The sequence below is a fragment of the Streptomyces sp. NPDC053079 genome, assembly GCF_044546695.1.
In the GTDB taxonomy this organism is placed as follows: Bacteria; Actinomycetota; Actinomycetes; order Streptomycetales; family Streptomycetaceae; genus Streptomyces.
This window is the reverse complement of sequence record NZ_JBITZJ010000004.1, coordinates 164,929-179,214: the sequence shown is the minus strand read 5'-3', so window position 1 is coordinate 179,214 and position 14,286 is coordinate 164,929. Positions and strand designations below refer to the sequence as shown.

The 14,286-nt window shown below is 72.7% G+C and carries 10 protein-coding genes and 1 tRNA gene; 7 read left to right on the top strand and 4 right to left on the bottom strand.

Features of this window, described 5'->3' with window-relative positions; genetic code table 11:
• Nucleotides 1–96 precede the first annotated feature (96 nt).
• Both ACIGXW_RS16580 and ACIGXW_RS16575 read left to right on the top strand, forming a co-directional pair.
• Nucleotides 97–558 (top strand): MarR family winged helix-turn-helix transcriptional regulator, encoded by a 462-nt coding sequence (locus tag ACIGXW_RS16580; protein ID WP_360907462.1) that lies wholly within the window; start codon nt 97–99, stop codon nt 556–558.
• 354 nt (nt 559–912) lie between these two features.
• Nucleotides 913–3,510: a GTPase-associated protein 1-related protein gene (locus ACIGXW_RS16575; protein ID WP_399573626.1), complete on the top strand. Its 2,598-nt coding sequence runs from the start codon at nt 913–915 to the stop codon at nt 3,508–3,510.
• Between the two features lie 22 nt (nt 3,511–3,532).
• Here ACIGXW_RS16575 and fdhD read toward each other — a convergent pair whose 3' ends face one another.
• Entirely contained in the window at nt 3,533–4,366 is an 834-nt protein-coding gene (gene fdhD / locus ACIGXW_RS16570; protein ID WP_399573625.1) for a formate dehydrogenase accessory sulfurtransferase FdhD, read from the bottom strand.
• A 209-nt stretch (nt 4,367–4,575) separates the two neighbouring features.
• On the opposite strand from fdhD, the gene ACIGXW_RS16565 reads away from it, so the two are divergent.
• The gene (locus ACIGXW_RS16565; RefSeq protein WP_399573623.1) at nt 4,576–6,120 is read left to right on the top strand and encodes an aldehyde dehydrogenase family protein; all 1,545 of its coding nucleotides are present in this window, start codon (nt 4,576–4,578) and stop codon (nt 6,118–6,120) included.
• 10 nt (nt 6,121–6,130) lie between these two features.
• On the opposite strand, the gene ACIGXW_RS16560 is transcribed toward ACIGXW_RS16565, so the two are convergent.
• On the bottom strand, nt 6,131–7,462 hold the full coding sequence (locus ACIGXW_RS16560) for a DUF2254 domain-containing protein (protein WP_399573622.1): 1,332 nt from the start codon (nt 7,460–7,462) through the stop codon (nt 6,131–6,133).
• Between the two features lie 106 nt (nt 7,463–7,568).
• On the opposite strand from ACIGXW_RS16560, the gene ACIGXW_RS16555 reads away from it, so the two are divergent.
• Nucleotides 7,569–7,656 (top strand) — tRNA-Leu (locus tag ACIGXW_RS16555).
• A gap of 76 nt (nt 7,657–7,732) precedes the next feature.
• Here ACIGXW_RS16555 and ACIGXW_RS16550 read toward each other — a convergent pair.
• Entirely contained in the window at nt 7,733–8,458 is a 726-nt protein-coding gene (locus tag ACIGXW_RS16550; protein WP_399573621.1) for a hypothetical protein, read from the bottom strand.
• A gap of 224 nt (nt 8,459–8,682) precedes the next feature.
• Between ACIGXW_RS16550 and ACIGXW_RS16545 the strand changes: the two genes are divergently transcribed.
• From ACIGXW_RS16545 to ACIGXW_RS16535, 3 genes are all read left to right on the top strand, one after another.
• Nucleotides 8,683–9,744, top strand: coding sequence for a hypothetical protein (locus ACIGXW_RS16545; protein WP_399573620.1), 1,062 nt, complete (start codon nt 8,683–8,685; stop codon nt 9,742–9,744).
• Nucleotides 9,745–9,835: 91 nt separating this feature from the next.
• Nucleotides 9,836–11,383 (top strand): FAD-dependent monooxygenase, encoded by a 1,548-nt coding sequence (locus ACIGXW_RS16540; RefSeq protein WP_399573619.1) that lies wholly within the window; start codon nt 9,836–9,838, stop codon nt 11,381–11,383.
• Between the two features lie 127 nt (nt 11,384–11,510).
• Entirely contained in the window at nt 11,511–13,088 is a 1,578-nt protein-coding gene (locus ACIGXW_RS16535; protein WP_399573618.1) for an FAD-dependent oxidoreductase, read from the top strand.
• Nucleotides 13,089–13,117: 29 nt separating this feature from the next.
• Here ACIGXW_RS16535 and ACIGXW_RS16530 read toward each other — a convergent pair whose 3' ends face one another.
• A complete protein-coding gene (locus ACIGXW_RS16530; RefSeq protein WP_399573617.1) occupies nt 13,118–14,260 on the bottom strand; it encodes a serine hydrolase domain-containing protein in 1,143 nt (380 codons plus the stop codon).
• Nucleotides 14,261–14,286: the final 26 nt, after the last annotated feature.

Below are 14,286 nucleotides of genomic sequence, written 5' to 3'. Positions count from 1 at the left end.
CATTGGTACGTCCAACGTTGGGAGCCCCAACGTTGGTAGCCCCTACGGTACCCCACATCGTTGGGAAGTCCAATGGTTTCCGGATACGCTCACCCCATGGCTCCCATGACCCCCGCGACCGGAGACGAGCCCTCCCTCGCCCGCATCCGCACCCTCCCCAGCTGGCTGCTCAACCGCGCCTCCGCCCGCGGCCGCCGCCTCGTCGCCGAGGCGCTGGCGCAGGACGGCATGCGCATGTCGCACCACGCCGTCCTCTCCGCCGTCGCCGACCTCGGCCCCGTCGCCCAGGCCGAGCTGGGCCGGACCACCGGCTTCGACCCCAAGGACATGGTCGGCATCCTCAACGACCTGCAGGCCCAGGAGCTCATCACCCGCGCCCCCGACCCCGCGGACCGCCGCAAGAACGCCATCGATCTCACCCCCGCCGGCCGCCGCCGGCTCGCCCGCCTCGCCAAGCTGGGGGACAAGGCGAACGAGACGCTCCTCGCGGCGCTCTCGCCCGCCGAGCGTGAACTCTTCCTCGCGCTCCTCACCCGCGTGGTCGAGGACGACGACTGAACTTCCCCCCAAAGCCGGGGCGGCGGCGCGCCGGATCTGGTGGGATGTCACCCGCAAGTGGGGCGAAGGTGAGGAGCCGGAGGCGTGGCGGCCGCCCACCGGCCCCCACTGGCCGTACACAGGGCGTGAGGGCGGAAACGGACAAGGGGCAGGCCATCAGGCGCGCGCAAACAGACGGACAGGTGCGGTAGCCGGACGGCCGAACGCGGTAAGCAGTACGCGAGGCGCAATGCGGCAGTCGCAAGGCGCAGCACGGCAGTGCGCAACGTGCAGTACGTGCAGTACGTGCAGTACGTGCAGTACGTGCAGTACGTAAGACAAGGCCAAAAAGAACAAGGCGAAACGGGGTGTCACGTGAATCTGCAGCAGCTGCACTACACCTCCACCGCCACCGCGGGCCCGGACGGCTCGGGCTTCCGCTTCACCGCCGCGAGCCCCGAACTGCCCATCACCCTGCTGGGGGAGGCGGAGCAGCTGATCGGCTACGAGCCCCCCACCGACGCCCCCGACTGCCCTTCGCCCGAGGAACTCGCCGGGTTCCCCGTCGCGTTCAGCCACAACCGGCTCTCCGACGGCAGCCGCCTGCTGTGCCGGACCATCCGCACCGGCCCCGGCCGCGGCGGCCGCCACGGCAACTTCCACGCCCACGCCGTGCGGCTGCCCGAGGGCGGCGGGCTGCCCGGCGGCCTGCTGCCCATCGAGGCGTGGGAGTCCCCGTCCTGGGCCGACCGGACCCCGGGCGACGGCGCGCCGGAGCCGCTGGCCGCGCTCACCCCCGCACGGCGCATCGACAAGAAGGGGCTGCTCGACTTCGTCCAGGCCCGCGCGGACCGCCTCGAGCACTTCCTCGCGGACGTCCGCACCCTCTTCCGCACCCCCGACGCCCCACAGCTGCTCGTCATCGAGCGGGAGAGCTCCCAGACCGCGTTCTGGATCGCCATCGCCAGCGCCGTCCTGCCGCGCGAGCTCGCCGACCGGCTCACCTTCACCACCTACACCCGCCGCCCCATGCTCGCCCGACAGCAGATCGTCGGAGCCTTCCCCGACGCCGACTTCGACTTCGTCTCCGCCGCCGCCCAGCGTCGCTACCGCGTCCACGACTGCACCGGCGGCACCTCCAGCCCCGCCCGCGCCGAACGCGACCTCTGGGCGGCCGTCGCGGCCCGGATCTGGCTCGCCGGCCGGCCCGCGTTGTTCGCCGAGGCGTCCCGCCGCGGGGGAGCCGGAGCGGTACGGGGCTCCGGCGACGAGGCGGAGCGCCTGGCCGCGCTCGCCGCCCGCGAAGGCATCGCCCTCGACTCGAACGGTCGTACGGCCGCGGCCCGCTGGGCCCGCGAACAGCTCTCCCACGACGGCCTCGACGACCCCCACGGGAGCCGGCTGCTCGCCACCCTCGCCGCCGGCGGCACGGACCGCACCCCCGAGGAGTGGACGGTGCTCGCGTCGCTCACCGACGAGCTCTCGACCACGACGTCCTCCCGCGCCTCCCTCGCCCCCCTCCGGCGCGACCTGCGCACGGAGCTGGACCGCGCGGCCGACACCCCCCAGACGCCGCTCGTCCGCTTCCTGACGCTCCTGCGCCTCGCCGAGGCGCTCAGAGTGGACCGCAGCGCCGTCATGCCCGTCCTCACCGCCCGCCTCACCGCCGCCCTCCTCGACGAGGCGTCACCGGACCGCAAGGTCGTACGGGCCGCTCTCGACGCCCACCCCGCGCTGCGGACCGCGGTCCTCGACGCCCTCGACCGCACCGCGGCGACCGAGGACCCCCGCGCCCTCACCCATCTGCTCGCCTCCGAGCTCCCCGGCGCGGACCTCACCGGCCGCCCCCATCTGCGCATGGCCGCCGCCATGGCCGAGGACTCCGCGCCGTACGTCGACTACAGCTACGGCCACGGCTACGGCTACACCTGCAACTCCGACGACGGTCAGGACGAAGACCAGAGCTACGACGAGGACTACGGCCACGACGAGGGCTACGGCCACGGTCACGAGCAGGGCTACGCCCAGGACGAAGCCGCCCCCGACGGCACACCGGCCGCCGACACCCTTCACCACGAGCTCCACCACGAGCCGCTCCCACCGCCCCACGACCAGGACCGGCCCGCGCTCCTGCACAAGCTCATCGACGCCGCCGACCCCGAGCACCAGGACGCCCCCTCCGTCCTGCGCACCGCCTACCGGCTCGTCTGGGGCGACGAGCCGCTGCTGACCGAAGAGGCCGTCGTCCTGCTCGACACGATCCCGGCGGCCTCGCACCAGGCGGCCGGCCTCGCCCGGCCGTTCGTGCGCGCCGCCCTCGACAGCGACCCCGGCGACCGGGCCGCCCCCGCCCTCGCCAAGGCCCTCCTCCAGAGCGTCCTGGTCAGCGGGGCCGACCTGACCCCGCGGGACCGGGCCGCGCTGCTCCTCCTCGAACAGGCCGGCGACCTCGAGACCGGTGAGGCCCTGCCCGGCTACACCGCCCGCGTGGTCGGCCTGCGCCGCCAGGCCGCCCCGCTCGAAGCCGGCATCGAGCAACGCCTCAGCGAAGCCCTCGCCGACCGGCTGCTCTGCATGGACCCGCCCCCGGCCCCCGGCGAACTGCCCGACCTCATCCACTCCGACGACCGGCACCTCCTGCGCGCGTACGCCCACCAGGCGCGCAGCGCCGCCGTGGTCAGCCTGCTGCGCCGCGAGCGCACGTACGTCGCCGTCTGCTTCGTCGCCTGGCACACCGCGCCCGACGTGAGCGAGCTGTGGGAGGAGATCCGCGCCGACCTGCTGGCCTCGGTGCTACGGCCCGAGGTGCGCCGGATGTCCACCGAGGACGTGGAGGAGATCCGGCGGACCCTGCGGCAGGTCGGCGGTCCGTGGGCGGAGATCTTCCACGAGTGGGACCGGTTCGGGGTGCTCGGCAGGCTCGGCGGCCGCTGGCGCGGCCGGCCCGGCGGCTGCAAGCACGGCCGCCCGTGACCGCCCCGGCTCCCGACCTCCCTCAGTCCAGCACGACGCGCTGTTCCCCGGCGTAGACGTTCATCGACGCACCGCGCAGGAATCCGATCAGCGTCATGCCCGTCTCGGCGGCCAGGTCGACGGCGAGCGACGACGGCGCCGAGACGGCGGCGAGCACCGGGATCCCCGCCATGACCGCCTTCTGCGCCAGCTCGAACGACGCCCGGCCGGAGACCAGCAGCACGGCCCCCGACAGCGGGAGCAGCCCCTGCTGCAGGGCGCGGCCGACGAGCTTGTCGACCGCGTTGTGCCGGCCCACGTCCTCCCGTACGTCCAGGAGCTCGCCGTCCGCCGAGAACAGGGCCGCTCCGTGCAGGCCGCCGGTGCGGTCGAAGACGCGCTGGGCCTCGCGCAGCTTTTCGGGGAGCGTGGCGAGGAGTTCGGGCTTCAGACGCAGGGCCGTCGGGCCGTCGGCGACGGGCCAGCGGGCGGTGGTGCGCACCGCGTCCAGGCTCGCCTTGCCGCACAGGCCGCAGGAGGAGGTGGTGTAGACGTTGCGCTCGAGGGTGATGTCGGGGACGGGCACGCCGGGCGCGAGGCGGACGTCGACGACGTTGTAGGTGTTCGAGCCGTCGTCGGTGGCGCCCGCGCAGTAGACGATGTTGGCCAGTTCGTCCGCGCTGCCCAGCACCCCCTCGCTGACCAGGAACCCGGCCGCCAGCGCGAAGTCGTCGCCGGGGGTGCGCATGGTGATGGCGAGCGGCTTGCCGTTCAGCCGGATCTCCAGCGGCTCCTCGGCCACGAGCGTGTCCGGGCGGGTGGCGACGGCCCCGTCGCGGATGCGGATGACGCGGCGTCGTTCGGTGACCCGTCCCATGTCGATCAGTCCCGGTGTCGGTGGGTTGGTGCGGTGGACGGTTCATTCTCGCGGGTGCGCGCGGGGCGCCAGGCGCCCGGCCGGGCGCCGGCACGTGACGTGGGCCTCATCGACGGCAGGCGCCTCACCTTCCGTACGCCCCGTGGCTACCGTTCGGTAGGAAGCGCCAATTCCCCGCCCCGACCGTGCACCGAGAGCGGAGATCACCGATGGCACCCACCTTCACCCTCAAACCCGGCACCGAGTGGGCCACGGCCTGGCAGCGCTGCCAGGCCGTGGCCCCCGAGGCCTTCCGGTTCGACCGCGTCCTCAACCTCTGGAACGGCGCCTGGCAGGCCGACGGCCGCCCGCTGCCCGCCACCACCCCGGTCGACGGCACCCCCATCGCCGGCCCGCCCCGCCTCGACGCGGCCACCGCCCACTTCGCCGTACGGGCCTCCCTGGACCAGCACCGGGCCTGGCGCGAGGTGCCGCTCGCCGACCGGAAGGCACAGGTCGGCGCGGCCCTCGACGCGATGGCCGAGCACCGCGACCTCCTCGCGCTGCTCCTCGTCTGGGAGATCGGCAAGCCATGGCGGCTGGCCCGGGCGGACGTGGACCGGGCGATCGACGGCGTGCGGTGGTACGTGGCGGAGATCGACCGCATGATGGCGGGCCGTTCGCCGCTGCCCGGCCCCGTCAGCAACATCGCCAGCTGGAACTACCCGATGAGCGTGCTCGTCCACGCCATGCTCGTCCAGGCGCTGGCCGGCAACGCGGTCATCGCCAAGACGCCCACCGACGGCGGTGTGGCCTGCCTGACCCTGGCCTGCGCCCTGGCCACCCGCGAGGGGCTGCCCGTCACCCTGGTCAGCGGCAGCGGCGGCGAGCTGTCGGAAGCGCTCGTGCGAGCCCCGGAGATCGGCTGCGTGTCGTTCGTCGGCGGGCGGGACACCGGCGCGCGGGTGGCCACGGCGGTCGCGGACCTGGGCAAGCCCCACATCCTGGAACAGGAGGGCCTCAACACCTGGGGCGTCTGGAACTTCACCGACTGGGACGCCTTCGCCCCGCAGATCCGCAAGACCTTCGACTACGCGAAGCAGCGCTGCACGGCCTACCCGCGCTTCGTCGTCCAGCGGTCGGCGTTCGCCGACTTCCTCGCCCACTACCTCCCGGCCGTGCGCCAGGTGACGCTGGGCCACCCGCTGGCGGTCCCCGACCCGGCCGGGCCCCTGCCCGAGCTGGACTTCGGCCCCCTGATCAACGCGGCGAAGGCGAAGGAGCTCGGCGACCAGGTGGCCGAGGCCGTCGACCGGGGCGCCATCCCCCTGCACCGCGGCGACCTCGCCGCCGGCCGCTTCCTGCCGGGCCAGGACACCAGCGCGTACGTCCCGCCCGTCACCCTCCTCAACCCGCCCTCCACCTCGCCGCTGCACCACGCCGAGCCCTTCGGCCCGGTCGACACCATCGTGCTGGTCGACACCGAGGCCGAGCTGCTCGCCGCCATGAACGCCAGCAACGGCGCCCTCGTCGCCACCCTCTCCTGCGACGACCCGGCGGTGTACGAGCGGCTGGCCCCACAGATCCGCGCGTTCAAGGTCGGCCACGGCACGCCGCGCTCCCGCGGCGACCGCGAGGAGCTCTTCGGGGGCTTCGGGGCGTCGTGGCGGGGCGCGTTCGTCGGCGGGGAACTGCTGGTGAGGGCCGTGACACGGGGGACGGCGGCGGACGAGCGCGTGCCGGGCAACTTCCCGGACTACCACCTCATGCCGTAGCCGCCGCGGCTCAGCCGATGCCCTGCCGGTCCGGCCGCAGCGCGAAGTCCCGGTCGGCCGGCTCGCGCACCGTACGCTCCACGGCCTGCTCCAGGAGCGTGCGGTGCCGTTCGAGCGGCGCGCGCCGCTCGGCGGGCGCCAGCCGCGCCAGGTCCTCCAGGGCGGCCATCAGCCGCCGGGTCACCTGGGGGCTGCCGACGGCGCAGCCCCGGATCTCCGCGAAGCCGAGGTCGACGAGGTCGGCCCATTCCGGTACGTCCTGAACGAGCCGGACCGCGCCCTTGCGGTCGCAGTGGTGCAGGGCGCCCAGCGGCCGCCCGGAGACCGCCGCCAGGATCTGCACGATCCGGTCCAGGCACTGGACGGCCGTCGTCGGGTCGTTCACGGCCGCCGACAGGGCGCGCTGCGCGATGTCCGACAGCTGCCGCAGCCCGAACCCCAGGTCCTGGTGGAACGTCCGCTCCACTCCCACCGAGACGGTGTAGCGCAGGGCCCGCTGCGGGGGCGCCACGGCGCCTCCGTGCACCGCCAGTACGGGCGTGCCGGGGACGACGAAGTCCCCGATCCGCGGAATCAGCCGCAGCACGACTCCCTGCCGCCGGGCGGCCCGCACCAGGCGCGCGATGTGCACGTCCCGCAGCACCCCGGCCCGCCCCCGGTACCGCACCTCCGCCCCCGCCTCCGGCAGCCCCGGCCGCCCGGCGTCCGCCACCCCGTGCCGGTCCAGCACCCGGAACGACTCCCGCGTGATCCGGTCGATGACATGGCTGATCCGCATCAGCCGTAGCGTGGAGTTCACATAGGCGATGAACAGCCCCAGGCTCAGCAGCACCATCAGCACACACATGACGCTGGAGAACACCGGCACCGTGGACACGGTCCGCGGGTCCTCGTTCCCCTCGTAGGAGGCCTGCACCAGCAGGGCGAAGAGGAACGTCGCCAGGAAGACGGCGAACGTGCACTTCGTGATCCGGCTGCGCACGTACAGCCGCACCACCCGGGGCGAGAACTGGCCGCTGGCCATCTGCAGGGCGACCAGCGAGATCGAGAACACCACGCCGATGAAGGTCAGCATCGCCGAGCCCACCGTCGTGATGATCGTCTTCATGTCGTCCGCGATCGCGATCAGCGACTCGACCTCGCCGTACTCCCCCTCCTCCCGCAGCTCCCGCACCACGAGGTTGTCCAGCTCCAGCACCCCCATCGCCAGCACCGCCGCCCCCACCAGGCCGGCGGTCGGCGCGAACCAGAAGGTGTCCCGCAGGTGCTCCCGCAGCGGTGAAAGGGGCCGTGGCCTCCGACGGGCGGCACTCGCTGCGGGGGAGTGTCCCTCTTTGTGCATGTTTGAACCCTATGGCGCGGAAGAAATCCCTGGTGAAAGGCACTCCGAAACCTTGATAGAGTTATCCATGTCGCCGCGGGGAACGCCCCGCGAAGACAGACACCTAGTCCGGGTGGCGGAATGGCAGACGCGCTAGCTTGAGGTGCTAGTGCCCTTTATCGGGCGTGGGGGTTCAAGTCCCCCCTCGGACACCACAGAGAAAACCCCAGCTCAGCTGGGGTTTTTCTGTTTCCCGGGCCTCGGTGAGGGCCGAGGGGGCGGGCCTTGCGGTCACTTCTTCTTGGGGCAGTCCATCCAGCGGGTCTGATAGTCCATGCGCGGCTTCTTGTTCGCTCTCAGGGCCGGGGTATGGGTCGTCAGGTCGATCTTCTTCACGGCTCTGCCGCGACCGTCGGACCCGCCCTCCCAGTAGCTCATCTCCAGGTAGCCGGAGCTCTTCCGCAGCCATGGAGCGGACTGGAGGTACACCCTCTTTCCCTCGGGGATGCTGACGATGTTCTTCTTCTCATCGGTTCTGCTGTCGGTCCACTCGGTGGTCTCACCGTGCCGCTGCCCGTGTTCTTCGCCTTCCAGGCGGCCTACGGTGACGTCGCGGCCGAGGCTGATGTCCAGCACGCCCGCAATGGCCGCCGAGATCAGCCCCGAGACGTCCTTCTCGATCGACCGCTCCCGCTTTCTGACCCTCTCCCTCTCGCGCGACATCGCCTTCGACCTGGCCACGGACTCGTTGACCAGCAGCTCGACACTCCATGCGGGGCCGGCGCAGGCGCCGTAGGTGTCCGACACGGCCCGTTGGCCGACATCCACGTACCTGGACCTGTGCGTGATGACGAAACGGCACGTCGCGTACCTGCCGTACCCCAGGCGGCGGTTCTCGGCCCGCGCCCATTCCTTGTTGTTCCGCAAGAGCCCGCGGTCGTAGCCGTCCTCTTTGCCCAGGCAATCGGAGATTTGGCGGCGGTCGTGGGACGCGGGGGCGGCCGGAGTCTGGAGCAAGCCCACGAGGCCGGCCGAGGTGACACCGGCGACAATGACCTTCCACCGGCTCCGAGGGTGCGCAGAACGCACGGTGAACCCCATTCTTCGGGAGGAATACGGAGAAGCTGCTGGCCACTCGGGGAAACGATCGGCTGTGCTCCCCGCAACGGAGGCTCACTCTCCTAGCCGGTTTTCCTCGCGGGAACCGGAACCGCGCCGGTCCGGGTGTCGTCGTGCACTTCATGATCGACATGACCGGCCTCACCCCTGAACAGCTCGCCGACGCCTGGCGGCGCATCGACAAGATCTCGTCCGCGGACGAGGCGGACCCCCTGGTCATGGAGTGCGCGCGCAGGCTCGCCGCCGAGCCGGGCGGGGAGCTTGCCCGGGTGTGGGTGGCCGGGCTGGTCGCGATGTCCGGGTATCTCTCCTGGCGGCCCGGGCGGGCGGCTGAGGAGGCGGCGCTCGGGGCTCTGCACGCCGCGGCGAAGGAGCTGGGTGCGCGCCCCTGCTCCCACGACCTCCATCCGTACGAGAGGGAGACGGGGTCGCTGGAGGACGACATCCGGGCCTGCGGGGCTGGTCTGCTGACCGGCGAGCTCCCGGGCCAGGACGGCGACGCGGACGGCGACGCGGACGGCGATGCGGACGGCGATGCGGACGGCGGCGCCGACGCCGAGCGCGTGCTCTGCCCCGCCAACGTGGCCGGGTGGGCGCGCCTCGCCGCGGACGTGATCGCGCCGTTCACCGTGCGGCGCATACCCGTCGGGGCGCCGAAGTACCACCACAGCCGCATCAGCACCCTCTCGGGAATCGTGAACGACTACCCCTACTGCGACCCGTACGAGGAGCTCATCTTCGAGGCCGACGAACCCCTCGTCCGCCCCACCCGCGGTGAACTGGCCGGCTTCTTCGTCACGATGAACGCCACCTGCTGGTACGCGGCCTCCGAGCGGGTCACCGATCGCGCCGTGCTGGACGCGATGATCGCGGGGATCGAGGCGGCCGTTCCCCTCCTGGACGACCGTCCTTGCCCGCACGCCGCCGGCGACCACCCCGACACCGGCGACCCCGACTGGGTGAACCAGGTCGGCTATCTGCTGCGCAGCCCCGGCGGGCGGGCCGAGATCTCCGAGTACCACGGGTGGAACGAGGAGGACGAGACGGAGCACGAGGACGTGCCGCTGGACGCATGGGTGTGCCCGGAGTTCCTGCACGGCCTTGCCGACGAGACGCTCGGCACGCTCGAGGACGCTCTGCGCGAGTTCGAGCCCGCGGGTGGTGCGGATCCGGGAGAAAAGTAAGGACCTGCCCCATTGAGTCCGCTCTTGCCGTGCCACACGATGAGGGCAGGGGCGGCGGTGTCGTCCGCCGCCGGGCAGGGGGGAGACGCCAGTGAACGACTACCGCGATGTCGTGGTCATCGGGGCCGGGCCCACGGGGCTGGCCCTGGCCATCGGGTTGCGTCAGTACGGGGTGGACGTCGCCGTGGTGGAGAAGGCGGACCGGGGGAAGCGGGAGGCCCGGGCGGGGATCGTGTGGCAGCGGGCGCTGGAGGTGCTGGGCGACCTCGGGTGCGCCGAGGAGATGATCGAGCAGGGGCTGCGGCTGCGGCGGGTGGAGATTCACGCCGGGGGGCGGCGGGTCGGGGGGATGACCTTCGGCTGCGGGGGGACGGAGTTTCCCCATCCGCTGTCGATCGAGCAGGACGCCGTGGAGCGGCTGCTCGGCGAGCGGCTCGCGGCGGTGGGCGGCGAGGTGGAGTGGTCCACGGAGGCCGTGGCGGTGCGGACGGGCCCGGACGGGGCCGAGGTCGATCTGCGGAGCACGGACGGAAGCCCGCGGACCGTGCGGTGCGCTTGGGTCGTCGGGTGCGAGGGGGCGCGCAGCGTGGTGCGCAAGGGGCTCGGCATCCCGTTCGAGGGCGCACGGCGGCCCAACCTGCAGTGCCTGCAGATGAACGCCGTGGCGCAGTGGAAGTACCCCTACGCTCCCGACCTCACCTACTTCTTCCTCGAACGCGGCATCTCGCTCGGGGTGTCCCCCCGCCCCGGCGGCGGGCACCGGTTCTTCTGCTTCCGCACCGACCCGGACCCCTCGGTCGTGCAGCCGCCGGGGGTGGCGGAGATGCGGGACCTGGTCGCCGACGCCGCGCACGACCCCGACGTCCATCTGGTGCCCACCGAACCCGGCTGGACCAACCGGGCCCGCTTCCAGGACCGGGTCGCCGGCTCGCTGCGCGACGGCCGGGCGCTGCTGGCCGGCGACAGCGCGCATCTGTGGGCGCCCATCGGCGGGCACGGGCTCAACACCGGGCTGCGCGGCGCGCACAACCTCGCCTGGAAGCTCGCGACGGCCCTGAACGGCTGGGCCGCCGACCCGTACGCCCTGCTCGACACCTATGCCACCGAACAGCGGCTCACGGCGCAGAAGGTGATGGGGGAGATGCGGCACAACGTCCTGGAGCTGCCGCCCACCGCGGCGACGCTCCTGGGCATGCGTGTGATCGGGCCCCGGCTGACGCGCAGCCGGTGGTTCGCGCAGAGAATACGCACCATGCTCAGCGACCTGTCGATGCATCACCGGGAGAGCGCCCTGTCGCGGGGGGAGGAGGCGGGCGAGCGGCTGCCGGACGGGCCCGTCACCGTGGAGGGGCGCCGCTGCCGGCTGCACGAGCTGCTCTCCTACGACCGCTGGACGCTGCTGGTCGCCCCCGGCGCGCGGGCGCGCGGCGTGGACGAGGGCCGGCTGCGCGCGGTGACCGGCGCCTGTGCGCTGCCCGTGGAGGTCTTCCGGCCGCGGCTGGACCCGGGGGAGGGGGAGCGGCGCCTGCCCGGCCGGGCGCTGGTGCTGGTGCGCCCCGACCGGCACATCGGGCTGAGCACCGACAGCGCCGAGGAGCTGGAAACGTACATACACCAGTGGTTCGTACGAAAGGGCTAATGTCGGAGAATAGGCCCCATTGATACCCACCCCTTCATCCCGGACCATGAAGAGCGTCGAAGAGGGATGAAGGGGCGGGCGGCCGCGTCGGCCGGGCCACCCGCCGTTCCGCACGGGGGAGACCTGGATGAGTGACTTCTGCCGGGACGTCGTGGTCGTCGGGGCCGGGCCCACGGGTCTCGCGCTGGCCATCGCGCTGCGCCAGTACGGCCTGGACGTGGTCGTCCTCGAGAAGGAGCCGAGCACCAAGCGGGAGGTGCGGGCCAGCGTCATCTGGCAGCGGGCCCTGGAGGTCCTGCGCGACCTCGGCTGCGCGGACCGGTTCCTGGACCAGGGGCTGAGCCTGCGCCAGGCCGAGGTGTACGTGCGGGGGCGCCGCGTCGGCGGTCACGAGACCCAGGTCACCGGCACGGCCTTCCCCCAGCCCCTGGCCATCGAGCAGATCGCCATCGAGCGGCTGCTGGTGGAGCGGCTGGGGGAGCTGGAGGCCGAAGTGCGCTGGGACGCGGAGGCGGTGGCGCTCCGGCTGGGCGTCGACGGCGCCGAGGTCGACGTGCGCGGGCCCGGCGACCGGCTGCAGACCATCGGCTGCCGCTGGGTCGTGGGCTGCGAGGGCGCCCACAGCCTCGTGCGCAAGACGATGGACGTGCCGTTCGAGGGCGAACGCCGGGTCGACCTGCAGGCCGTACAGATCAACGCCAAGCCCGACTGGAAGTTCCCGACCGCCCCCGACACCACCTACTTCTTCCTCGAGCACCGCGTGTGCCTCATCGCCTCCCCCCGCCCGGGCGGCGGCTACCGCTTCTTCAGCTTCCTCGACGACCCCGACCCCCAGCGCGTGGCACCGCCGGACGTCGACGAGATGCGCGACCTCGTCGCCAGGGCCACGCACGACCCCGCCACCGCTCTGATGCCGACGGTCCCGCCCTGGTACAACCGGGCCCGCTTCCACGACCGGGTCGCCGGCTCCCTGCGCAAGGGACCGGCCATGCTCGCCGGGGACAGCGCCCACATGTGGGCCCCGATCGGAGGGCGCGGGCTCAACACCGGGCTCCGGGGCGCACACAACCTCGGGTGGAAGCTCGCCGCCGTGCACCACGGCTGGGCCACCGACTCCCTGCTCGACACCTACTCCCACGAACAGCGCGGCATCGCACAGGAAGTGATCCGGCAGATGCGCCGCAACGCGATGGAGCTGCCGCCCTCCGTCCTCACCCTGGCCGCGATGCGCTTCCTGGGGCCGGCGGTGCTCTCCAGCGACCGCCTCCACCGGCGCGGCCGCGCCGTCCTCAGCGAGCTCCCCCGCCACCACCGCGCGAGCGAGCTGTCGACCGACGGGGCCGGGCGCGGCGGCCGGGGCGCCCTGTGCGCCGGCGACCGGCTGCCGGACGTGACCGTCACCCACGGCGGCCGGGAGCGCCGGCTGCACGACCTGCTCTCCTACGACCGCTGGACCCTGCTGGAGATCCCGGACCGCAGGCCGGCGCCCGACGCCGCCGAGGAGCTGCGCCGGGCGGTCGGCCGCTTCCCCGTCCCCGCCGAGGTGTTCCGCGTCCAGCCGCCCCAGGGCGGCGGCAAAGCACCGCTGCGGCGCGGCTCGTTGCTCCTCGTCCGGCCCGACGGCCACATCGGCCTGCGGGCGCGGGCCGGCGACCACCAAGAGCTGGACGCCTATCTGGACCGCTGGTTCGTCCGCAAGAGCTAGGCGGCGGTTTCGCTTCCGGGCGGGACCGCCTAGCGGTTCTCGCACAGGGCCGTCGTCACGACCTTGTCCATCTGCGCGACGGGGGCGTTGGTCGCGAGGTGGGCGTTGGTCACCACGGACACGTGGCGGCCGTCCGCGGTGACCATCGTCTGGGTGTAGTAGCCGGGCACCATGCCGTTGTGACCCCAGGCCGACCCGCCGCAGGGCAGGTCGCGCCTGAGCAGCCCGAGCCCGTAACCGGTTCCCCCGAATTCGGCGCCCGCGGTCTTCTCCATCTCGGCCAGGGCGGCCGGAGAGACGATCTTGCCGCCGATCAGTGCCTGGTAGAACTTCGTGAGGTCCTCCTCCGTCGAGATCATCGCTCCGGCGCTGCTGAAGACGGACGGGTCGTAGTCGAGGACCCGGGACCAGAAGGAGACTCCGCCGATCCGCACCCCGTGGTACCCGCGTACCGCCGGGGTGGGCAGGGAGTGGTCGCCGGGGGCCGGGAAAACGGTCCGGGTCAGGCCGAGCGGCGTGATGATCCGGTTCGTGACGGCCTTGTGCACCGGCATCCCGGTGGTCTTCTCGACGAGCATGCCGAGGATCAGGTAGTTGGTGTTGGAGTACAGGAAAGCGGTGCCGGGCGCGGAGGCCGGGGGGCGCTTGAGTCCTTCCCGGACCAGCGCCTCGAGGGAGTACGTGCCGTCCGGATTACGGGCGGGCGGCGTGGAGAACGGCTCGTAGACCGCGACCCCGCTGGTGTGGTGGAGCAGGTGCCGCACCGTGATGGCGTTGCCGTCGTAGCCGTTGCCGGCGACGACGCCGGGCAGGTACTTCTCGATCGGCGCGTCCAGCGAGACCTTGCCCTCGTCGACGAGCTGCAGGACCGTGGCCGCAGTGAAGGTCTTGGTCTGGCTGCCGATGCGGTAGTGCTCGTTCGGCTGGACCGGGGCGTTGGTGTTGATGGTGCCGGTACCGACGGAAAGGCTCCAGGAGTTCGTGGCGTCACCCGCGTGGACGCCGGCGCCCGGGCCCGCGGCCGCCTGGAACGTCTTCAGTGCCGCCAGTGTGTCGGCGTGGGGATCGGCGGCCGCGGGCGCGGCCTGCGCCGCCGAAGGGAGCACGACCAGCATCGCGCACGCCGCGCCGAGCGCGGCCGCCAGTCCTGCCCGGACAGACTTCCCTGCCATGACTCCTCCTTGAGATGATCAAGCGA

Coding starts and splice junctions, on each gene's coding strand:
- fdhD (WP_399573625.1), bottom strand. CDS start 4,366: ATGGGACGGGTCACCGAACGACGCCGCGTCATCCGCATCCGCGACGGG.
- ACIGXW_RS16580 (WP_360907462.1), top strand. CDS start 97: ATGGCTCCCATGACCCCCGCGACCGGAGACGAGCCCTCCCTCGCCCGC.
- ACIGXW_RS16535 (WP_399573618.1), top strand. CDS start 11,511: ATGAGTGACTTCTGCCGGGACGTCGTGGTCGTCGGGGCCGGGCCCACG.
- ACIGXW_RS16560 (WP_399573622.1), bottom strand. CDS start 7,462: ATGCACAAAGAGGGACACTCCCCCGCAGCGAGTGCCGCCCGTCGGAGG.
- ACIGXW_RS16545 (WP_399573620.1), top strand. CDS start 8,683: ATGATCGACATGACCGGCCTCACCCCTGAACAGCTCGCCGACGCCTGG.
- ACIGXW_RS16565 (WP_399573623.1), top strand. CDS start 4,576: ATGGCACCCACCTTCACCCTCAAACCCGGCACCGAGTGGGCCACGGCC.
- ACIGXW_RS16530 (WP_399573617.1), bottom strand. CDS start 14,260: ATGGCAGGGAAGTCTGTCCGGGCAGGACTGGCGGCCGCGCTCGGCGCG.